Annotated in this window: 18 protein-coding genes; 2 read left to right on the top strand and 16 right to left on the bottom strand. The window is 71.1% G+C overall.

The features are described 5' to 3' along the window. Positions 1-52 precede the first annotated feature (52 nt). The 14 genes from JAO81_RS19140 to JAO81_RS19205 all read right to left on the bottom strand — a co-directional run bounded on the left by JAO81_RS19140 (position 53) and on the right by JAO81_RS19205 (position 15,506). Complete coding sequence (locus JAO81_RS19140; RefSeq protein WP_199549091.1) at positions 53-1,396, bottom strand: sugar ABC transporter substrate-binding protein; 1,344 nt, start codon at positions 1,394-1,396, stop codon at positions 53-55. 94 nt (positions 1,397-1,490) lie between these two features. Further along, positions 1,491-2,546, bottom strand: a complete 1,056-nt coding sequence (locus JAO81_RS19145; protein ID WP_374194315.1) for a pectinesterase family protein — start codon at positions 2,544-2,546, stop codon at positions 1,491-1,493. A gap of 108 nt (positions 2,547-2,654) precedes the next feature. Continuing rightward, entirely contained in the window at positions 2,655-4,208 is a 1,554-nt protein-coding gene (locus tag JAO81_RS19150) for a glycoside hydrolase 43 family protein (RefSeq protein ID WP_199549093.1), read from the bottom strand. Further along, the gene (locus tag JAO81_RS19155; RefSeq protein WP_199549139.1) at positions 4,205-5,062 is read right to left on the bottom strand and encodes a PmoA family protein; all 858 of its coding nucleotides are present in this window, start codon (positions 5,060-5,062) and stop codon (positions 4,205-4,207) included. Before JAO81_RS19155 ends, JAO81_RS19150 begins: the two co-directional genes overlap by 4 nt. A gap of 2 nt (positions 5,063-5,064) precedes the next feature. Further along, a complete protein-coding gene (locus JAO81_RS19160) occupies positions 5,065-6,261 on the bottom strand; it encodes a Gfo/Idh/MocA family protein (RefSeq protein ID WP_199549094.1) in 1,197 nt (398 codons plus the stop codon). Next, positions 6,258-7,157: a carbohydrate ABC transporter permease gene (locus JAO81_RS19165; RefSeq protein WP_199549095.1), complete on the bottom strand. Its 900-nt coding sequence runs from the start codon at positions 7,155-7,157 to the stop codon at positions 6,258-6,260. The genes JAO81_RS19160 and JAO81_RS19165 overlap by 4 nt, the downstream gene beginning before the upstream one ends. Next, positions 7,154-8,080 carry a carbohydrate ABC transporter permease gene (locus JAO81_RS19170; protein WP_199549096.1) on the bottom strand — a complete coding sequence of 309 codons (927 nt, stop codon included), beginning with the start codon at positions 8,078-8,080 and terminating at the stop codon, positions 7,154-7,156. The genes JAO81_RS19165 and JAO81_RS19170 overlap by 4 nt, the downstream gene beginning before the upstream one ends. A gap of 108 nt (positions 8,081-8,188) precedes the next feature. Continuing rightward, the gene (gene araD / locus JAO81_RS19175; RefSeq protein ID WP_199549097.1) at positions 8,189-9,952 is read right to left on the bottom strand and encodes an L-arabinonate dehydratase; all 1,764 of its coding nucleotides are present in this window, start codon (positions 9,950-9,952) and stop codon (positions 8,189-8,191) included. After that, entirely contained in the window at positions 9,949-10,860 is a 912-nt protein-coding gene (locus tag JAO81_RS19180; protein ID WP_199549098.1) for a dihydrodipicolinate synthase family protein, read from the bottom strand. Before JAO81_RS19180 ends, araD begins: the two co-directional genes overlap by 4 nt. Continuing rightward, the gene (locus JAO81_RS19185; protein WP_199549099.1) at positions 10,857-11,558 is read right to left on the bottom strand and encodes a GntR family transcriptional regulator; all 702 of its coding nucleotides are present in this window, start codon (positions 11,556-11,558) and stop codon (positions 10,857-10,859) included. Before JAO81_RS19185 ends, JAO81_RS19180 begins: the two co-directional genes overlap by 4 nt. A gap of 297 nt (positions 11,559-11,855) precedes the next feature. Continuing rightward, positions 11,856-12,686 (bottom strand): pectate lyase, encoded by an 831-nt coding sequence (locus tag JAO81_RS19190; protein ID WP_199549100.1) that lies wholly within the window; start codon positions 12,684-12,686, stop codon positions 11,856-11,858. An 84-nt stretch (positions 12,687-12,770) separates the two neighbouring features. Beyond that, entirely contained in the window at positions 12,771-13,595 is an 825-nt protein-coding gene (locus tag JAO81_RS19195) for a hypothetical protein (protein ID WP_199549101.1), read from the bottom strand. Next, on the bottom strand, positions 13,595-14,185 hold the full coding sequence (locus tag JAO81_RS19200; protein WP_199549102.1) for a SigE family RNA polymerase sigma factor: 591 nt from the start codon (positions 14,183-14,185) through the stop codon (positions 13,595-13,597). Before JAO81_RS19200 ends, JAO81_RS19195 begins: the two co-directional genes overlap by 1 nt. Before the next feature lie 313 nt (positions 14,186-14,498). Then, positions 14,499-15,506 carry a LacI family DNA-binding transcriptional regulator gene (locus tag JAO81_RS19205; protein WP_199549103.1) on the bottom strand — a complete coding sequence of 336 codons (1,008 nt, stop codon included), beginning with the start codon at positions 15,504-15,506 and terminating at the stop codon, positions 14,499-14,501. A gap of 406 nt (positions 15,507-15,912) precedes the next feature. Here JAO81_RS19205 and JAO81_RS19210 point away from each other — a divergent pair, with 406 nt between their 5' ends. Then, complete coding sequence (locus JAO81_RS19210; protein WP_199549104.1) at positions 15,913-16,587, top strand: hypothetical protein; 675 nt, start codon at positions 15,913-15,915, stop codon at positions 16,585-16,587. A gap of 164 nt (positions 16,588-16,751) precedes the next feature. Beyond that, on the top strand, positions 16,752-17,411 hold the full coding sequence (locus JAO81_RS19215) for a class F sortase (protein WP_199549105.1): 660 nt from the start codon (positions 16,752-16,754) through the stop codon (positions 17,409-17,411). Between the two features lie 130 nt (positions 17,412-17,541). Here the strand turns inward: JAO81_RS19215 and JAO81_RS19220 are convergent, their stop codons facing one another. Both JAO81_RS19220 and JAO81_RS19225 read right to left on the bottom strand, forming a co-directional pair. Continuing rightward, positions 17,542-19,188: a nitronate monooxygenase gene (locus tag JAO81_RS19220; protein ID WP_199549106.1), complete on the bottom strand. Its 1,647-nt coding sequence runs from the start codon at positions 19,186-19,188 to the stop codon at positions 17,542-17,544. Between the two features lie 163 nt (positions 19,189-19,351). Next, entirely contained in the window at positions 19,352-21,259 is a 1,908-nt protein-coding gene (locus JAO81_RS19225) for a long-chain fatty acid--CoA ligase (RefSeq protein ID WP_199549107.1), read from the bottom strand. Between the last annotated feature and the right edge of the window lie 26 nt (positions 21,260-21,285).

The following is a 21,285-nucleotide window of genomic DNA, read 5'->3' on the forward strand; positions in this document are numbered from 1 at the left end:
GGGCGGCCGCACCCCTTGCGACGCGGCCGCCCCGTACCGCGGAGAAGGAGCCCTACTGCTGCTGCTTCCACTCCGCCTGCGCCTCGTTCAGCTGCTCGGCGAGGGTGTCCAGGAAGTCCTTCGCCGACATCTTGCCGAGCAGGACCTTCTGGAAGTTGGGCTCGTTGTCGGCCTTGGAGAGGGAGTTCCAGTCCGGCAGGTAGTACGGCAGCTGGACGACCTTGACCTCGCCGCTGTTGAGTACCTCGGCCGCGAGCTTGGTGGCCTCGGCCTGCTGTATCCAGTCGTCACCGGCCGCCTCGGTGTTCGCCGGAATGGCGCCGGCCGACTCGTTCCACTTGCTGTTGGACTCGTGGCCGGCGGCGAACTCCATGAACTTCCAGGCCGCGTCCTTGTTCTTGGACGACTTGAACAGACCGAGACCGTCGACCGGGTTGGAGACCTGGACCCGGGTCCCGTCTTCCTGGGTCGGAGCCGGGATGCCGCGGAACTTGCCCTCGAGCGCCTTCAGATGGTCCTGGTACGAGCCGAGGTTGTGGCTCAGCATGCCGATCTGGCCGCTGTCCCACTGGGCGACCATCTTCTTGAAGTCGTTGTTGACGTCGGCGGACGGCGTCGTCTTCTTGTAGAGGGCCGCGTACTTCTCCAGGGCCTCGACGTTCCTCGGGTCGTTGACGGTGGTCTTGTCGCCCTCCCAGAACGAGGTGATCCCCGACTGCCCGTAGGCCGCGTCGAGCGCCTGGGCGATGGAGCCCTCGCCGCCGCGGATCGTGTAGCCGAACTTGTTCTTGCCGGCATCGGTCAGCTTCTCGGCGGCCTCGTAGAACTTCGGCCAGGTCGAGGGCTCTTCGAGATCCGCGGCCTCGAACAGGTCGGTGCGGTACCAGAGTGTGCCGTTGTTCGCGGAGGTCGGGACGGTGTACAGCTCATCGCCGCCGCCTGCGGCGCGCACGCTGTCCACCATCGTCGGGCTCAGCTTGCCCTTCAGCGGGCCCTTGTCGATACGGTCGCCCACCGGATCGAGCGCGCCCTGCGCGACGTAGCTGGCGAGCATCGCCGTGCCCATACCGCCGACGTCCGGCAGGCCGCCGCCCTGGAGGGCCGTGTCGTACTTGGACTGGACCGACTCGGACGGGATACCGACGTACTTGACCTTGATGTCCGGGTTGGCCTTCTCGAAGTCGGCGATGATCTCCTTCCAGATGTCGGTGCGCACACCGCCGTTGTTGTCCCAGAAGGTGATCTCGCCCTTGCCGGAGCCCTCGTCGCCCTTGTCGCCTGCCTTGCCGCTTCCGTCGTCACCGCAGGCCGCGGCGGTCAGGGCGAGCACGGTGGCGAGGGCGAGGGCGCCGGCGCCGCGGCGCCCACGTCCGGTGCGGAACGGGTTACTGCTCATGATCGGCTCTCTTCGTGTCGAGGGTGTGGCCTTGCGGGTCGGGTGTGGGGGGCGAGGGGCGGCGAACAGGAGTTCACCGCCGGGGACTTGGGGCTCAGCACGGGTTCCAGCCGCGCAGATAGTCGGCGCGCTCGAAGTCGTCGGCGAGCGCGGGATCGAGGTGCGGGCGGTCCGGTCCTTCGGGTGCGGCGCCGGGACCGTAGTTGCGGTGCTCGAAGAAGCGGGCCTCACGCCAGGAGAAGCCGCTCATGTCGGTGTAGGGCGCGGCCTTGATCGCCGCGGGCAGCTTCGTCTCGCGGATCACCAGCTGGCCGATCGCGTCCGGGTTGCCGCCCGGGTGCCAGGGGCGGGCGAGGTGGAAGCTCCCGTCGGGGGCGTCGCTGATCACCTCGGAGTCGGTGATGAGCATCCCGTACGGGTTGTCCTTCCAGGTCGAAGGGGCTGCCAGCCAGCCGTTGTTGGTGGTGGAGCCACGGCTGATGGCCTTGATCACCGAGTCCTCGATGACGGTGCTGGCCCGCCCGTAGATGAAGTCGACATCGCCCTCGATGTAGGAGTCGCGGATGTAGACCCGGGAGACCTCCGTGAGCGCCGGGGTGTCGGTCATCAGGGTGTCCTGGTTGCCGAGGAAGGCGACGTCCTCGAAGAACTGCCGGTCCCCCGTGGTCTTCACGGCGAGCGCCTGCTCCCCGCTGATCTCGTGCGCGGCCTCGTCGAAGTCGTTGACGAAGGTGAGGTTGCGGGCGGTGAAGTCGTCGCCGCGCACCATCACGGTGGCGCTGCCCGAGGAGCCCTGCGTCCCGCCCTCCGGCTTCGGCTCTCCCGAAGGGGTGTCGAAGACGATCACGGTGTCGTCGCGGTCGCCGCCGGTGCCGACGAGGCTGATGCGGTGCTGCTCGTCACCGATTCTGACCTTCTCGCGGTACGTGCCGGGCGCCAGCTTGATCGTCACGGGCCGGGTGTTGCCGGCGGGGACCGCGTCCACGGCGGCCTGCACGGTGGGGTACTGGGCGGGGACCTTGAGGACGGCGGGGCGGACGCCCTTGCCGGAGGCGGCGGCGGACGCGGGGAGCGTCGCGGCGCTCGCCAGCAGGACGGTCATGGCGCCGACTGCGGCCACTCGGCGGTGTTTACGTACGGTTTTCGGCATCACGGCTCCTGAAAAAGGCATGCGTTGTACGGGAGTTGGCGTGCGTGAGGTGGTGCAGTCGTACGCGAGGGCGGCCGAACAGGTGTGGGCTGCGCGGACGGCCGGCCCTCAGGCGGCCCGTATCCGGAAGTGCGTGAACACCGCGGACCCGGTGCCCTCAGAGGCCTGCGCCGAGCTCTCCGGAGCGAGCGCGAACAGTCCGAGCAGCGCGCCCACCCACCTCCAGGGAGCGGCCACGAACTCGGGCCCTGCGGCGCGGAATCCGTCCCCGGTGTCGGCGAGGAAACGACACCGGCCGCCCTCACCCGCCTCGATCCGCAGCCGTGCGCCGGCCCCATGGGCCAGGGTCCTGGCGTACGCGGCGTCCCGCTCGTGCACCGCCACCGTCTCCCCGAAACGGTGCACGAGCGAGACGGCCCCGTCCGCGCCCCGCTCCAGGCCCACCCATCGGTAGGCGTCGCCGAGCAGTACGAGCCCGGCGCGCGCACCCGGCGCGCTGGAGTGGAGGTCGAGGTCGACGGTGATGGTCGCGGGAGCGCCGGGCAGCCGCTGCGTGAGCACGCTCGGCACCCGCCGCAGATCGCCGGCCGCCTCTGTCGGCACGCAGCCGAGCCGCAGCCCGTCCGCGGAGCCGTGTCCGCCCCCGGCCCAGGAGGTGTCCGGGTTGCCGGTCCACTGCCACTGCGGTCCGAACCGCCCGCCGGGGAAGTCGTCGTCCATGTCCGGTACGGAGAGCGGCTGTTCGGGCAGGTCGGGCTTCGGGTGGACGGCGACGGGCGCTCCGCCGTCCCCGATGACCGGCCAGCCGTCGGTGCTCCAGCGCATCGGCTGGAGGTGGACGACCCGTCCGTAGGCGCCGCGCTGCTGGAAGTGCAGGAACCAGTCCTCACCGTTGTGGGTGCGCACCCAGCCGCCCTGGTGGGGGCCGTTGACCTGGGTGTCCCCCTGGGACAGGACGATGCGCTCCTCGTACGGGCCGAAGAAGTCCCGCGACCGCAGCGCCCCTTGCCAGCCGGTCTCCACTCCCCCGGCGGGCGCGAGGATCACGTACCAGCCGTCGTGCCGGTAGATCTTGGGCCCTTCGAGGGTGAACCAGCCGGGGATGGCGTCCCCGTCCACGATCACCTTGCCCTCGTCGAGCAGCCCGGTGCCGTCGGGGCGCATCCGGTGGCCGGTGAGCCGGTTCTTCACGCCGGACCGTGAGCGCGCCCAGCCGTGCACGAGGTACGCCTCGCCGCTCTCCTCGTCCCACAGCGGACAGGGGTCGATGAGCCCCTTGCCCTCCTTGACGAGGTGCGGGGAGGTCCAAGGGCCTTCCATGGACGGGGAGTTCACCTGGTGGATCCCCTGGTCGGGATCGCCCCAGAAGATCCAGAACCGTCCGTCGTGATGGCGCAGGGACGGCGCCCAGACCCCGCAGTCGTGCCGGGGCACGGCGAAGGACTCCTCCGGTACGAGGCGGTCCAGGGCGTGCCCGATCAACGTCCAGTTGACCAGGTCACGGGAGTGCAGCAGGGGCAGACCCGGGACGCGGCCGAAGCTGGACGCGGTCAGGTAGTAGTCCTCGCCGACGCGCAGCACGTCGGGGTCGGACCAGTCGGCGTTCAGGACCGGATTGCGGTACGTGCCGTCGCCGAGGTCGGCGCCGAAGGCGGTGTTCACCGGCCCACCGCCTCGGTGGCCTCGCCGACGAGCTCGGCGGCCGCGTCCTTGCCGACCCGGCCGTCGGCGACGACGGTGAGGATCCGGCGGACCAGCGTCTTGCCCGCACCGAGCGGGAGCCGCTCGTCGAAGGCGAGCGAGGAGCCGACGCCGGGGTAGCCGGCTGCCCGTACGAACCAAGGGTCCTTGCGCGTACGGTCGGTGCCCGCCGCGAAGACCAGCGACCAGGTCGAACCGGCGAACGCCACCCAGTCGGCGCGGGTGCCGTGCACCTCCACCTCGCCCTCGGCCCGCGCGGTGAACACCCGGGGCGCGATGGCCTCCTTGGGCGCCCGCCAGAAGAAGCCGCCGTACGCGGCGCCGGAGCGCCCGTTGGTCTGCGGGCTGCCGAAGCTCAGCGCGGAGCCGGTGGCGTTGAGGAGCGAGAACGTGAAGTCGAGGACCCAGGCGCCGGAGCCGAGCTGCACGGCGGCGACGGTGCGGTGCTCCCGCAGCAGGACCTGCCCGCCGCCGGTCGTCCAGTCGAGCTCCTCGACGAATCCGTCCTCGTCGCGCAGCGAGTACCCGGTGTGCACCTGCGTGCCGTGGTTGTCGAGCTCGGTCGGTCCCCGGCCCGGCACATAGGTGGTGCCGCCCCAGAAGTTGTGCCCCTCGACATCGGGGATCGCGACACCGACGCCGAGGTGGTGCAGATGGTCCTCGGGCCGCTCCTCGGTGACGAGGGTGCCGGCGAGGGTGCGTACGGGGTGCAGGTAGGGGCGCGGCGACAGGCGCTTGGGGACCTCCGGATAGGTCCGGTAGCGGGCCACCTTCAGCTCGCCGCACTGCAGGTCCAGATCGCCCAGTACGTCCATGGTCATCGTGCCTCCACCTCCGTCTGCCGGGAGTTCGGCGACAAACCGGGTTCCGTGCCCGGGGGAACCGGCGCCGGGACCGTGGCCCAGTCGGCGCCGAGCTCCGAGTACAGGGCGAGCCGCTCGGCGGACTCGGCCGTGAGCGTGTCGATCCCGGGGACGACGCGACGCCCGTCGGGCGCGAACCGCCAGGCGGAACCGGGGAGTTGCCGTGGTGCGGGAGCGAGCCGGATCGCTTCGAGCGCGCGCATGAACGCCCCGGCCCGCTCCGGCGGCACCAGGAGCTCGGTGCCGTCGGTGAGGTGCTCGACGAGGTTCTCCAGGAGGTCGATCCGCCCGTAGTGGATCTCCTCGGGGCCGCAGTCCGGCCGCTGGAGCAGTACCAGGTCCTCGCGGTAGTAGAGGGTGACCCGGCCGCGGGTGCAGTGCACCATCACGTACGGCTCCGCGCTCTGTTCGGCGCACAGCGTCGCCGCGACGGTGATCCGGCGGCCCCGCGCGGTGGTCAGGCGCAGACAGGAGGTGTCGTCGGCCTCGATGCCGTACGCGTGGAAGAGCTCGGTCTCCACGCCGGCCACGTCCTCGGCGAGCGTGGAACCGTCCAGGGCGAGCGCGGTGGCCAGGGCGTGGGCGAGCGGATTGGTGAGCACTCCGTCGATCACGTCGACGCCGTCCAGGCGGCGTCGTCCGGCCCAGCGGGCCCGCTGCCAGTACGCCTCGTCGCGGCACCAGTTGCCCGCCGCGCCGATCCCGGTGACCTCGCCCAGTTCACCGGCGGCGAGCAGGGCCCGGATCGCGGGGATGGCGCGCGAGCCAAGGGACTGGAAGCCGATCTGGCAGGCCACACCGGCCTCCCGTACCCCGTCCTGGATCCGCCGGAAGTCGGCGTACGAAGCCGCCGGGGGCTTCTCCAGGAGCAGATGGACACCGCGCCGGGTGCAGGTCAGCGCCAGGTCGGCGTGGGTCGGGATCGGGGTGCACAGGATCGCGAGCTGCGCGCCGGTGGCATCCAGCAGGGCGGCGAGATCGGCGTCCTGCCGTACGCCGTCGAAGCCTTCGAGCTCCGCGGAGGTCAGCGGCACGGGGTCGCAGATGCCGACGAGTTCGACCCGGCCCTGCTCGGCGAGGCGGCGCACGTTGCGCAGATGCCAGTTGCCGTGGCCACGTGCGCCGGCGAGTACCACCTTGAGGGCGCTCATCCCTTCACCGCCCCCGAACTGAAGCCGGTGATCAGCCACTTCTGGATGAACGCGAACACGATCACCACCGGGACGGCCGCGATGATGCCGCCTGCCGCGAGTGCTCCCATGTCCACGCTGTCCGCGCTGAGCAGGGTGTTGAGGCCGACCGGGATGGTCTGCTTCTCCTGGACGCTCAGGAACATCAGGGCGAACAGGAAGTGGTTCCAGGCGTGCACGAAGGCGAAGGAGCCGACGGCGATCAGGCCCGGGCGGAGCAGTGGGAGCACCACCGTGAGGAAGGCGCGCAGACGGCTGCAGCCGTCCACCCAGGCGGCCTCTTCGAGGGAGTACGGAACGTTCTTGATGAAGCCGCTGATGAGGATCATCGACAGCGGCAGCTGGAACACCGTCTCCGCGATGACCACGCTGACAAGCGAGTTGATCATCTGGAGCTCGGCGAAGATCTGGAACAGCGGGACCAGGAGCAGCGCGCCCGGCACGAACTGCGAGCACAGCAGCGCCAGCATGAAGCCCCGCTTGCCCTTGAAGTCGAAGCGGGCGAGCGCGTAGCCACCGATCAGCGCGACCACGGTGGTCAGGATCAGGGTGGCGACACCGGTCCAGACGCTGTTCACGAAGTACGTGCCGAAGCTGCGCTCGGTCCACACCTTCGCGAAATGCTCGCCGGTCATCGGCCAGGGCACGAGCGAGGTCGATCCTGCCGGGCGCAGGGCGAAGAGCAGGATCCAGTAGAAGGGGATCAGGGTGAAGAGGAGATAGATGCCGAGCGGCAGATAGATCTGCCAGCGCGGTGCCTCGTCCCAGGCCCTGCGGCGCCTGCCTGTGCCGCGGGGAGTCTTCGGGGGCTCCACGGTCTTCACCTTGGTGTCCGCCGGGGCTATTTCGGTGATCACTTCTGGTCACCTCCGAACTTGCTGAGGCGCAGATAGAGGAACGAGAAGAAGAGCAGGATCACGAAGGCCACCGTGGTCAGGGCCGAGGCGTAGCCGAAGTTGTGGGCGTCCACGCTGGTGTTGGCGACATACAGCGGCAGCGTGGTGGTCTCGCCGGCCGGGCCGCCGCCGGTGAGCGTGTAGAGGAGGTCGACGTTGTTGAACTCCCATACGCAGCGAAGCAGCGTGGACAGGACGATGGCGTCCTTGAGGTGCGGCAGCGTGATGTGGAAGAACTGCCGGATGCGGCTGGCTCCGTCGACCTCGGCGGCCTCGTAGAGGTCCTTCGAGACGGACTGCAGGTCGGCGAGGATGAGGATCGCGAAGAACGGCACGCCTCGCCACAGGTCGGCGACGATCGCCGCGGGGAAGACGGTGGCGGTGTCCGACAGCCATGAGGTGCCGTACGTGCCGATCCCCCAGTCCGCGAGGTAACGGGTGATACCGGTCTGGGAGTTGTAGAGCAGCACCCAGATCACCGAGGTCAGGACGCCGGACACGGCCCAGGGCGAGAAGACCAGGGCACGGCCGAGGCCCCGGCCCACGAAGGTCTGGTTGACGATCAGGGCGAGCGCGAGCCCGAAGAGCAGCTGCAGTCCGACCTCGACCACGACCCACTTGGCGCTGAACAGCAGCGTGTCCCAGAACAGCGGGTCGTCGGTGAAGATCTTCGTGAAGTTCTCGAAGCCCGCGAAGCCGTTGCGCCAGGGCTTGGTGGGGTTGAAGTGCTGCAGGCTGTAGTAGAAGACGCTGATCACCGGGTAGGCGATGAAGCCCAGCATCAGCAGGCCCGCGGGCGCGATCAGCAGATACGGGAGCCTGCGCGGCGTCACCGACTTACGGCGCTTCGGGGGCGGTTTCGCCACGGCTGCGGCTTGGGCCATGACCGGGTCTCCGTTCTGGGCGGTTCTCGCAAAGGCATGTTCGGTATTTCGAAGCGCTTCGCGGACGTCGTTCGACATCTCGGGCAGTTACGGGAGGTGCAGCGGCTCTCAGCCGGCGTAGGGCTCGGGATTAGCGCCCTGGCGGGCGAGGAAGCCGAAGTCGCAGCCGGTGTCGGCCTGCGTGATGTGCTCGGCGTACAGGGCGCCGTAGCCGCGCTCGTAACGCTCGGGCGGCGGGCTCCACTCGGCGCGGCGGCGCTCGAGCTCGGCGTCGTCCACGTCGAGGGAGAGCGAACGGGCCGCCACATCAAGGGTGATGAGGTCTCCCGTACGCACCAGGGCGAGCGGTCCGCCGACGTGCGACTCGGGCGCGACATGCAGCACGCACATGCCGTACGAGGTGCCGCTCATCCGGGCGTCGGAGATCCGCACCATGTCCCGTACGCCCTGTTCGAGGAGGTACTTGGGGATCGGCAGCATCCCGTACTCGGGCATGCCGGGGCCGCCCTTGGGACCCGCACCACGCAGCACGAGGACGTGGTCCGCGGTGATGCCGAGCGCCGGGTCGTCGATGGTGCGCTGCAGGGTGCGGTAGTCGTCGAAGACGACCGCGGGTCCGGTGTGCTTGAGCAGGTGCTGTTCGGCGGCGATGTGCTTGACGACGGCGCCGTCGGGGCACAGGTTGCCGCGCAGTACGGCCACTCCGCCTTCGTCCGCGACCGGGTTGGTGCGCGGCCGGATCACCGCCTCGTTGTGCACCAGGGCGCCCGCCACCTGCTCGCGCAGGGTGGCGTGGGCGACGGTGGGGCGGTCGAGGTGGAGCAGGTCGGTGATCCGGGAGAGGAAGCCGGGCAGGCCGCCCGCGAAGTGGAAGTCCTCCATCAGATACGGGCCGCCTGCGGGCTGCACGTTGGCCAGGACCGGGACCGTGGGCGCGATGCGGTCGAAGTCGTCCAGGGTCAGGGTGACCCCGGCGCGGCCGGCCATCGCGATCAGGTGGATCACGGCGTTGGTGGAGCCGCCGAGTCCGAGCACGGTGGTGACAGCGTCCTCGAAGGCCTCACGGGTGAGGATGTCGCCGGGCTTGAGGCCCTCCCGGATCAGCGGGACGATCCGCAGTCCGGCCGCCGCGGCCATCCGCTCGTGCCCCGAGTCGACCGCCGGGATGGAGGACGCACCCGGCATCGTCATCCCGAGCACCTCGGCGGCGGCGGTGAGCGTGGAGGCGGTGCCCATGGTCATGCAGTGGCCGGCCGAGCGGGCCAACCCGTTCTGCAGCTCGCCGAGTTCGCAGTCCCCGAGCCGGCCCGCGCGGTGCTCGTCCCAGTACTTCCACATATCCGTCCCCGAGGCGAGCGTCTCGCCGCGCCAGTGGCCGGGCAGCATCGGACCCGCGGGGACGAAGATCGCCGGCAGGTCCGCGGACGCGGCGCCCATGAGCAGCGCCGGGGTCGTCTTGTCGCAGCCGCCGAGCAGCACCGCACCGTCCACCGGGTACGAGCGCAGGAGCTCCTCCGTCTCCAGGGACAGGAGGTTGCGGTAGAGCATCGGGGTCGGCTTCTGGAAGGTCTCCGAGAGTGTGGAGACCGGGAATTCGAGGGGGAAGCCGCCCGCCTGCCACACCCCGCGCTTGACCGCCTGGGCGCGTTCGCGCAGATGCTGGTGGCAGGGGTTGATGTCCGACCAGGTGTTGACGATCGCGACGACCGGCTTGCCCAGGTGCTCCTCGGGCAGATAGCCGAGCTGGCGGGTACGGGCGCGGTGGCTGAACGTGCGCAGCCCGCCGGCCTCGTACCACTGACTGCTGCGCAGCTCTTGGCCCTTGTGCTCATCCGGGTTCGGGTGCCCGTCCCGGCTGGTGTGCTCGCTCACAGCGACCACTCCCCGGCTATCGCCGCGACCTCCGCGCGGACCGCGGACGGCAGCGGGCTGCTCGGCGGGCGCACGTCGCGGCGGCACAGGCCGAGGGAGGCGAGGGCCTCCTTGACCACGGTCACGTTGTACGCGGAGCCGTCCTCGGCCCGCAGTTCCTCGAAGCGGCGGATCTGCTCCCAGACCTTCATCGCGGCCGGATGATCGCCTGCTCGAAGCGCTTCGATCATGGACAGCGACAGCGCCGGCGCGACGTTCACGAGCCCCGAGGTGAAGCCGCTCGCACCCGCGGAGAAGTACGAGGGCGCGTACGACTCCGCGAGACCCGCGACCCATACGAAACGGTCGAGACCGGCGTCGCGGGCGAACGCGGCGAAGGTCACCGGGTCGGGCACGGCGTACTTCACACCGATCACGTTCGGGCAGGCCGCGCCCAGCTCCGCGAGGCGCCCCCCGGGCAGCCGCGCCGCACGGATGTACGGGACGACGCCGAGCTCGGGGACGGCCTCGGCGATCGCGTGGTGGTAGTCGACCCAGCCGTCGGCGGACACATAGGGGTGCACCGGCTGGTGGATCATCACCATCCGCGCGCCGGAGTCCTGGGCGTGCCGGGCGGCGTCGATGGCCGTGGGCACCTCGTGGCCCACGCCGACGATGAGGACCGCCTCACCCTCGGTCGCCTCGGCCGTCAACTCGACGACGGCGCGGCGCTCTTGGGGGTCGAGGGCGTAGAACTCACCGGTGTTGCCGTTCGGCGTGAGCGTGCGCACCCCCGCGTCGATGAGGCGCCGCAGCAGGACGCGGTGCGCCGGGGCGTCGATCCGGCCGTCCTCGCCGAACGGCGTGACGGGGATCGCCACCACGTCGGCGAGCGCGGTCCGCTGGGCGGTGAAGTCGGGGGTGCTCATGCGCGATGGTCCTCTCCGGCCTTACCCGCGGCGGCGGGCCCGTCCGTGCTGTCGGGGCCGTCCTGCCCGGGAAAGGCGTGCCGTACGAAGTCCGCGATGTGCGCGTGCAGCGCGGCGGCCGCCGCATCGGCGTCCCCGGCGCGGGCCAGGCGCAGGATCTGCACGTGCTCGGCCGCCTCCTTCTCCCAGGAGGGCCGTGCCGCCCAGGCAACCGCGGAGACCAGGGCGGCCTGGTCGCGGACCTCGTCCAGCATCTTGCCGAGCAGCGGGTTGCCGCAGGGCAGGTAGAGGGCGCGGTGGAAGTCCCGGTTGGCGAGGCTCCGTTCAGCCGCGTCCGCCGCGGACTCGGACCGTGCGAGCGCCTCGGCGGCCTCCTCGAAGTCGGCCCTGCGGGTGATGGCCCGGCGCAGCGCCTCGGGTTCGAGCAGCAGCCGCACGTCGTAGATCTCGTGCGCCATCTCCGCGTCGACCATGCGCACCGTGGCGCCCTTGTACTGGCTCATGAGGACCAGGCCCGTGCCGGCCAGGGTCTTCAGCGCCTCGCGTACCGGCGTCTTGGACACACCGAAGCGGGCGGCCAGTTCGGTCTCCACCAGGGCTTGGCCGGGGACCAGCTGTCCGCTGAGGATGCCGTGTTTGATCGCCTCCAGGACATACTCGGTCCTGGACGGGATCGGGCTGGGAGCTGCGAAGGTCATGAAGTCTCGGCTCTCGCTGTCTGAGATGGGGTGCCGTTCGTACATCGCGTATCTCGTATCGCATATGGCGTATCGCGTATGGCGTCTCGTATATGACGTACGAAATATGACGAGCTGAAGCTAGAGCGGAGCCGGAGCGTCGTCAACGCTTCGGACAGAACTTCTTTACGAGTACGCGCAGTTGTGACCCGGCACCCTCCGGGCACCCGACGGCCAACGCGCCCGGGCCCCCGGCGCACGCGAAGGTGCACCGGGGGCCGAGCTGGGTGGTTGCGGTCAACCGGCCTTCGCGGAGACCTACTTGTAGATCAGGTCCGCGGCGGTGTAGCGGCAGTACGTGCCGTCCGGGCCCGAGCCGATCTTCTTGGGCTCGGCGCCGGTGTTGTTGCCCTGGAAGCGGTCGCACGGGGAGATCTTCTTGCCGCTGTCACCGTGGATACGGACGTTGCGCAGGGCCGCGGTGTCGCCGTAGTTCTGGTTGATGCCGACGATCGAGGTGGCAGGTGCGGTGATGTCGACATCGTTGATGATGATGGTGCGCTTGTACTGGGTGGAGCAGTTGCCGCAGGAGCGCACCAGCTTGCCGAAGTCCGAGACCTGGAACTTCGAGACGACCAGCTTGCCGGCGCCGTTGAACTGCAGCACCTTGTCGCTCGCCTTGCGGGCGCCGCCGCCGTAGACCGTGTAAACGGACGAGGCGGACTTGCCCTTGAAGGTGGCGGCATCCTCGCCGACGTCCTCCCACCAGACGTTCTGCAGGGTGCAACTGCCCATGCAGTGCACGCCGTCGGCGGCCGGCGAGCCGATGATGACGTTCTTGAGCACGGCGCCGTCGGCGAGCTTGAAGATCGGGTCCTGGCCCTCGGCCTGGTCGCCACCGCCGAGTGCGCCGCTGCCGTAGTAGCGCTTGTAGCCGCCGTCGAGCGTGCCGGAGACCTCGACCGACTGGCTGACGGCCTGGCTGCCCTTGGCCGTCGGCCAGGCGGAGGCGGCGCCCGCCGTGGACAGCATCGCGGTGGCGCCGAGCGCCCCACCGGTCAGCAGAACCGCCCCGGCCCCGGCGAACAGGGCCCGCCGACGGGTGATCCGGCGACGGTGCCGGGGACGGGTTTCCTTGCGTGAACTCATGCCACGTTTCCTTGCGTGGGGGTGCGTTGACACAAGGAGGTGGTCACGGGGCCGGGAAAGGTTGCCGCGATCGGGGCCGGGCAGCTAGGACCTGCGGGCGAAGTCGCCCTTGACGTGTGCCCGTTCGCCCTCCGCGGCCGCCTCCGCCGTGTACGAGTCGTCCTTCGCGTCGCGGCCGCCCTGCTCGTGGTCGTACTGTCCCGCGAACACATGGCGTCCCGCCGGGACCGTCTTCCCGGACTGGAGCGTCCACCGGTAGATCAGGAAGTCGTCGGTCTCCTCGACGTCGGAGACGAAGTCCTCCGCCGGCAGCGTCCGCCATTCGCCGGTGGACTTGACGCCCTCCGTACGCGCGATCCGCAACTCGACCACCAGGGACGTGAGCGGCTTCGAGCTGTCCACCGTGACATCGCTCTGCGCCCAGAAGTCGTTGCTGTGCGGGTTGACCGAACCGTCCGACCACAGCGGCCCGTCCGTCGTCCCGGACGCCCCGGTCGTCGGCGGCCGGGTGGACTCGGACGTGGACTCGTCGGGAGTGCTCGCCGGCTCGGACTCCTTGTCCGAGGGCGAGTCGGGCGTACGGGACGGATCCGGGGACGCCGAACCCTGCACCGTCGCCGTCGGGTCCGCGGTCGGTGTGCCCGGCTGCGGCGCCGAGGTCACAGCGGACGGGCCCGGCTTGTCGTCCCGCATCGCCGCCGTCGCCGAGATACCCGCGACCGCGAGCACCCCCGCGACCCCCGCCGCCGCACCCGCGACCCGCAGCCAGCCGCGCGCGGGCGGGCGTGGGGCGCGGCCGGTGACGACGGTGTCCTCGGACATGCCCCGTTCGATACGGGCCCACATGCGAGCCTTGTCCGGTTCATGCCGCTCGGCGGCCGACCGCAGTTCGCGGCGCAACTCGTCCATCAGTGCCCGACCTCCCGGGCAGGGGCGACGGGGCCCGGCGCCTGAGGGCTCCGGTTCCGCTCCACCGCCCGCAGCAAGGTCGTTCCCTCTTCCTCGGAGCCGAGCAGCCGCTGCAGCTCGGCCACCGCCTTGGATGTCTGGCTCTTCACCGTACCCACCGATATCCCGAGCGCCATCGCCGTATCGCGTTCCGACAGATCGAGCGCATGGCGGAGCACCACGCAGGCCCGTTTACGGAAGGGGAGTCTGCGCAGCGCGCGGCGCACGTCGACCACCGCGGCGACATCCGGTCCCGCGCTGTCCTCGGTGTGCCGGGACCAGTACAGCGCGACCCGGCGGCGCTCGCGTACGGCGCTGCGGATCCGGCTGCGCGCCATGTTCGCCACGACCCCGCGGGCATACGCGACGGGATGGTCGGCCGCGCGGACCCGGTCCCAGCGGTCCCAGACGGCGAGCAGGGCGTCGGCCGCGAGGTCGTCGGCGGCCTCGGCCTCACCGGTCACGAGGTGGGCGAAGCGGGCGAGTTCGGCGTGGTGGCGCTCGAAGAAGGCATGGAACTCGACGGCAGGCTCTTCGGGGGCTATGCCCACTTCCGTCCGCTCCCTTCCTGCTCAGCGCGTCGCCGGGGCCTCTTCTGCGGCTGCGGGGCGGTGAGCATAGCAATCGGAGCTCACACGTCCGCAAGGGCGACGGAGGGTGCGCGCGGGGCCGGAAATCCGGGTCCAAGTTTTTTCGGAACCGCGGCAACTTCCGGGCCGTCGGCGGCAACTGAGCCGTAGCAACCCGTGCGTCCACGCGCGCGGAGATGCCGGTCTTGTCCGCTGTTCTGTGGTTACGGGTTCAGTGGTCAAGGGTTCGGTGGTCAAGGGTTCGGTGGTTACCGGCGGAAGTGTGTGCCCGGTCTCAGACAGGTGCCGCACCCGAGCTGGCGCGGTCGGTGAGGTGCGGGGCGAGGAGGTCGAGGGTGCGATGCTCACGGCCCTCGAGCCGGTCGACCACCCGCTCCACCGCGCGGCGGCCCATCTCCTGCGCGGGCAGCGCGACCGAGGTGAGGCGGACGGAGGCCTGGGCGGCCACCTGCTCGGGGCAGATCGCGACGACCGAGACGTCCTCGGGAACCGCGCGGCCCTGCTGCCGCAGCAGGCTGAGCAGCGGTTCGACGACCGCCTCGTTCTGCACCACGAGACCCGTGGTGCCGGGCCGCTCGTCGAAGATCCGGGTTATCTGCGCGGCCATCGCGTCATACGAACCTTCGGTCGGCCGGTGCAGCATCCGCACCCCCAGCTCACGGGCCGCGGCGCGGGCGCCCTCCAAGGTGCGCTCGGCGAACCCGGTATGCCGTGCGTACACCGCCGGCGCCTCGCCGATCAGGGCGATCTCACGGTGTCCCAGCTCGGCGAGATGGGCCACGCAGCGCGCCCCTGCGGCCGCGAAGTCCAGGTCCACACAGGTCAGTCCGGCCGGGTCGGCGGGCTGGCCGATGAGCACCGCCGGGGGTGCGATCTCGTCGAGCAGCGGCAGCCGTTCGTCGTCCAGCTCCACGTCCATCAGGATGAGCGCGTCCGCCGACGCGCTGTCCGCGATCCGGCGCACGGCCGCGGCGCCCTCCTCGCCGGTGAGCAGCAGCACGTCGTAGCCGTGGGTGCGGGCGGTGGTGGCGACCGCGAGGGCGATCTCCATCATCACCGGCAGATACATGTCCGTCCGCAGCGGCATCATCAGCGCGATCACATGGGACCGGTTGCCGGCCAGCGCCCGGGCGCCCGCGTTGGGGTGGTAGCCCAGCTCATGGATGCTGCGCCGGACCCGCTCCCTGGTCTCGGTGGAGATGGCGCGCTTGCCACTGAGCACATAGCTGACCGTGCTCGGCGAGACCCCCGCCCTGCGGGCGACTTCGGCGATGGTGACCATACGGGCCCTCCCCCTGGCCGAATCGGCGAACCGCTTCGACTCGTTGCTATCGATCTGAGCGGGATCACAATCCGCCGCAACTTTATGGGCACGTCGCAGGAGCGTCCAGGGAGGGTCGAAGCGCTTCGACTTCTGTCTGCCCGGCTGTCGGCTGACTGCTGTCCGCTGTCCGCTGTCGGCTGTGTCGGATGCGATGCGCCCCTGCCGCCCTCCCACCCCATCATCCAGGGCGCAGGTGCCCGAGGTCAGCCATCCGGCCCAGCCCGTCACCCGCACGACCACCTCATGCCGCTCCCCGCATGCGGACGGAGCCTGTAGGCCCTTGGCTCAAGGGGATGGAGCGCGGGTGCCAGGCGACCGCGGCGGACAGGGTGCCGCCACCCCGGGCTTCGCTGGAGGCATACGCATGCGGACGCAGCGGAACGTGCGACGGACCGTCGCCACAGCAGCCCCGGTCGTAGTGCTCGCCGTGCTCGCGGGCGGCGCCGCACTGACGCTGATGCCGAAGGACGGGGCCGAGGCGGGCAAGAAGGGTGCGCAGCCGGTCGCGGGCGGCAACGCGGCCGGTATCAAGGTCACCGTCAACGGCTCCACCGTGCAGGCCACCACCTCGGCCTGCACCAAGGGCGGCCGCGCCTCCCTGATCGGCGGCGGCAACGCCAGCTTCGCGGGCGGCCAGCAGGCCCTCCTCGCAAGCGGGTCGGCGACCTGGAGCAACGTGAACCCCGGCACCTACACCGTGGCCGTGGTCTGCGCCGGCGGCGATGCGGCCGGTTCGCAGCGGGTCACCATCTCGGGTTCCTCGGCGACCTCGCCGACCAGCCCGGCCACCGCCCCCACGACCGTGCCCACCACACGTCCGACCGCCCCGGTCGTCACGCCCACCACGCCCGCCACCCGTCCGCAGGTCATCCCGCAGGGCCGGGTGCGGGCCGGGCTCGGCGGCGGCGCTCCCGAGCGGGTCGACACCTCGGCGCAGATCGCGGGCGGCGCGGCGCTCGCCGTCACAGCCGGCGTCGGCGGCGCGCTCCTGATCCGGCGCCGCAACCGCCGAGCCGCCCTCACGCACGGATCCGCGTAAGCCTCGTATCTCCCGGTCCGTCCGCGCAGGCCTCGTGACTCCCGGTCCGCGCAGGCCTGGTAACTCGAGGTCCGCGCAGGCCTTGTAACTCCCGCGGCTGCGCGACCCCGTCCAACTCCGCTCCCCACACCCCCCGTAGAAGCAAGCAACGTACGAAGGTGCCCATGCCCTCCTCCGGCCGCTTCCGTCTCCCCGGTGTCAAGGCTCCGCTCGCCGGCACGACCGCCCTTGCGGTGCTCATCGGGGCGTGGTTCGCGGCCGAGGGGGTGCGGAAGGCGGATGCCGTCGAGGCTCCGCCGCGGATCGCCGTACCGGCTCCGCAGCACGTACAGGCACCCGACGTCCCCGCGCTCGCCCCCTCCCAGCCGCTGACGATCCGGATCCCGGCCATCGGTGTCGAGTCGATGCTGGTCGGTCTCGATGTGCTGCCCGACGGTTCGCTCGACGTGCCGTCTCCCCTGACGCCCCAGCTGGCGGGCTGGTTCCAGCAGGGCACCACCCCGGGCGCGGCCGGCACGGCGCTCGCGGTCGGGCACTACGACTCGGCGACCGGCCCCGCCGTCTTCTACCACCTGTCGCAGCTCGGCCCCGGGCACACGGTCGAGGTCGACCGCGCCGACGGACGGACCGCGGTCTTCACCGTGGACTCCGTCGAACTGCACGACGGCGGCGCCTATCCCGACAGCAAGGTGTACGGCACGACCGGGCGCCCCGAGCTGCGCGTGATCACCTGCGGCGGGCCGTATCAGCCCGGGGGCCCTGGCGTACAAGGCGGCTACCAGGGCAATACGGTCGTCTACGCGCACCTGACGGGCGTGCGCTGACGCACCCCTCGCGACCGCGACCGGCCGCACCGTGGGCCGGAGTCAACGGACCGCATGCGTGCTCCGTGAGCCGGAGTCAACGGGCCGCCCCCTTGAGCCGGAGTCAACCGGCCGTACCCGTAAGCCGGAATCAACCGGCCGCCCCCGTAAGCCAGTCGACCACGTCCACCGCCGAGTACGGCTCGCCGCGCGGGCTGAGGTCGGCCAGGAATCCGAGGTCCTGGCCGAGGGTCACCACCGGGGGTTCGACCGTGCCGCCGGGGCGGCGCGAGCCCAGGCCGACCGTGGCGAGCAGCCCGTTGCAGAGGCAGACCTTGCCCTCGGCCTGCGCCGTGTCGCCGCCCTTGCGGGCGAAGGCCGCCGCGGGTTCCGCGGCACAGCGGTAGCCGAGTGCGCCCTTGGGGGTCCGGTAGGGCGTGCGCAGATAGCCGAGGTCGCAGACGCGACGCCGGTCCGCCTGTACGGAGGGCTCGGAGAGGGTTCCCGGCAGGGCGACGACCTTGAAGGGGAACGATGTCGGGGAGGCCGCCGCGTCGTTGCGCACCTTCAGACTCCCCTCCCGTGCCCGGGACTTGACCTGATCGCGCAGCTCGGCCGCCATTCCGGAGTCCTCGCTGAGGGCGAAGGCGCTGCCGATCTGCACCCCGGCCGCACCGGCGGCGCGGGCCGCCGCCAGGCGCTCGGGGTGGGCGGTGCCGCCCGCGAGCCAGAACGGGATGCCCTGGTCGCGCAGCGGGGCCATCTTGGCGAGGTCCGGGACGTCGCGCGGCCCGTAGACGGGGTCTCCGTCCGCGTCGAGCTTGAGGGCACCGCGCGGCGGGGCGCTGTGCCCGCCGGCGCCGTGGGTCTCGATCACGAAGCCGTCGGGCCGCGTGGCCTCGTCGCGGGCGAGATACGAGGCGAGGACGGGCAGCGACACAATGGCGACCACATCGGGACGCCGCAGCCCGGCCCATACGTCCCCGACCGCACCGGTACCGTCCGCAGCCTCCGGACGCGGCCCGATCTCGACGCTCTGCACCCGCCGGGCGCCGCCCGCACCGCCCCGCACCGCGCCGGACCCCGCCCCGCCGCACTCACAGGGACCCTCTCCCCCGTCGCACCGCCCGCCTGCGCCGGGCTCCGCGGCCGCCGCGCCTCCGGCCAGCAGGGACCGCGGGTCGAAGCGGTGCGCGTACGGCTCCGCATCCCCGTCGACGGTGAGTTCCACGGTCACCGGCTCGCCGCGCGACAGGCGCGTGGCGAGTTCCGGGACATGGGCGGGCACCCCGGCGCCGACCAGGACGTAATCGACGCCCGCGAGGATCGCGCCGAACAGGCCGGGGGCGACGGCGAGTTGGACCTTCGCGAGGTAGTTGACGCCGACGACGCCCTCGTGGCCCTCCTTCGCCAGCCACACCTCGACGAAGTTGCCGAGCACGGTGAGCAGTTCGCCCGCCTCGCCGCGCTCCGCCCGGAGCATCGGCTCGGTACGGAAACGCTCGCCCTCGGCGAGCCCGCCCGGCACGTAGTACCGCTCGAGCACGGCGGCCGCGAGCTCCGGCACCGGAAAGGCGGCGAGCGCGCGGCGGACGTCTCCGCCGGGGTCGCCGAGCTGGAGCCTGCGGGCGAGGACCGCGTCGAGCGCGGTGCCGGAGACGACACCGAGCTGGCCCGCACGGGAGACGGCACGCGCGAGCCGCCAGCCGGAGACGCCCACGCCCATGCCGCCCTGGATCACCTGGGGCGGCGCCCCGTCGGCCGTGACCTCGGGTGCGCGGAGCGGAGCAGTCGGCATGTCGTCCTCGATCGGTGTCGCCGTCGTAACTTACGGAACCGTAAGTTCGCTGCTCCCAGCGTGTGCCACCCAGGGCGCGGCCACGGACGGCGAAGGTCCCGACTGCCCATGACGAAAGGCCCGTACGACTCCGGCCCGCACGCCTCCGGCCCGCACGACCCGATCAGTCCCCGTACAGCGCGGCGATCTCCCCCTCGTAAGCCCGCATCACGGCACCCCGCTTGACCTTCATCGAGGGGGTCAGGAGCCCGTTCTCCTCGCTGAACTCGCCCTCCACGAGCCGGAACCCGCGGATCGACTCGGCCCGTGAGACGGCCTCGTTCGCGTAGTCCACGGCCCGCTGCACGTCCGCGATCATGCGGGGGTCGCGGCAGACGTCCGCGAGCGGGGTGTCGGCCGGCATCTTGCGTACGGACAGCCAGTGCGCCACCGCGTCCGGCTCCAGGGTGACCAGGGCCCCGATGAACGGCCGGTTGTCGCCGACGACCAGGCACTGGCCGATCGGCGGGCGGCTGCGGAGCCGGTCCTCCAGGACGGCGGGTGCGACGTTCTTGCCGCCGCTCGTGACGAGGATGTCCTTCTTGCGGCCGGTGATCCGCAGATAGCCGTCGCCGTCGAGCTCGCCGAGGTCGCCGGTCGCGAACCAGCCGTCGTCGAGGACCTCGTCCGTGGCCCGCTCGTTGTTCCAGTACGCGCCGAACACGATGCCGCCGCGGATCAGCACCTCCCCGTCCTCAGCGATCCGGATGGCCGTACCGGGGACGGGCAGTCCGACCGTTCCCGGGCGCGGGCTGAGCGGAGGTGTGATGGTGGCAGCCGCGGTGGTCTCCGTGAGGCCGTAGCCCTCGTAGATGATGATTCCGGCGGCGTAGAAGAAGAGGTTGAGCCGGGGGTCGAGGGGTGAGCCGCCGCTGATCGCGTAGCGCAGCCGGCCGCCGAGCTCCTTGCGGATACGGCGGTAGACGAGCAGGTCGTACAGGCCCCAGGCGAGGTACGTGCCGAGCGAGGGGCCTTTGCCGGTCCCCAGGAATTTCTGCAGATACGCCTCGCCGAAGCGCACCGCGATCCGGTCCGCGCGCTCGAACGAGGCGCCGCGGCCGATCTTCTCCGCGGTGGCGCGTCCCGTGTCGTGGATCTTCTCGAAGAGGTAGGGGACGCCGACGATGAACGTCGGGCGGTAGGAGCGGAGTTCGGGCCGCAGCTCGTCGGGCTTGATGCTCGGGCAGTGCGCGATCTCGATCCGGGCGAGGAGGCAGGCGATCTGGATCGCGCGGCCCAGGATGTGCGCGAGCGGCAGGAAGAGCAGGGTCGAGGCGATCTGCCCGGTGACCTCCTGGAAGACCGGGTGCAGAAGCTCGACCGTGTTGGCGGCCTCCGCGTGCAGATTGCCGTGCGTGAGCACACAGCCCTTGGGACGGCCGGTGGTGCCGGAGGTGTAGCAGACCGTGGCGATGGTCTCGGGGGTGAGGGCGGACCGGCGCTTGTCCACCTCCTCGTCGGATATGTCCCGGCCCAGCGTGGCCAGTTCGAGGATCGCGCCCGCGTCCAGCTCGAAGAGCCGCGCCTTGTCGCCGATGGCCGTGCGCACGGTCGCGAGGTTCTCGGCCGTCTCCGCGATCACGATGCCTGCACCCGAGTCCTCGGCGATCCAGGCGATCTGGTCGGCGGACGAGGTGGCGTACACGGGCACGGACTGGCCGCCGGCGGCCCAGATCGCGAAGTCGAGGACGGCCCATTCATAGCGGGTACGGGACATCAGGGCGACGCGGCCGCCCGGTTCGAGTCCCGCGGCGATCAACCCCTTCGCTGCGGCGGTGACTTCACGCGCGAAGGTCTCCGCGGTGACCGCCCGCCACTCGCCCGCCTCCTTGCGCCGGACCACCACGGCGTGGGGGTCCTCCCGCGCGTTGACGAAAGGAATGTCCGCGACCGAGCCGCCGGGCTGCGCGGCGACCAGGGCGGCCACGCGCGCCTCGCGGACCACTCCGTCCTCGCGGAGCAGCTCGGTGCGGGCCCTGGCCGCGAGATCGCTGTGCTGTTTCGCCCGCTTCAGATCCTTGCGTACGCCCATGGTCGGCTCCGTGTGTCCGCTGGTCA

This window comes from Streptomyces sp. N35 (assembly GCF_016464295.1).
Taxonomy (GTDB): domain Bacteria; phylum Actinomycetota; class Actinomycetes; order Streptomycetales; family Streptomycetaceae; genus Streptomyces.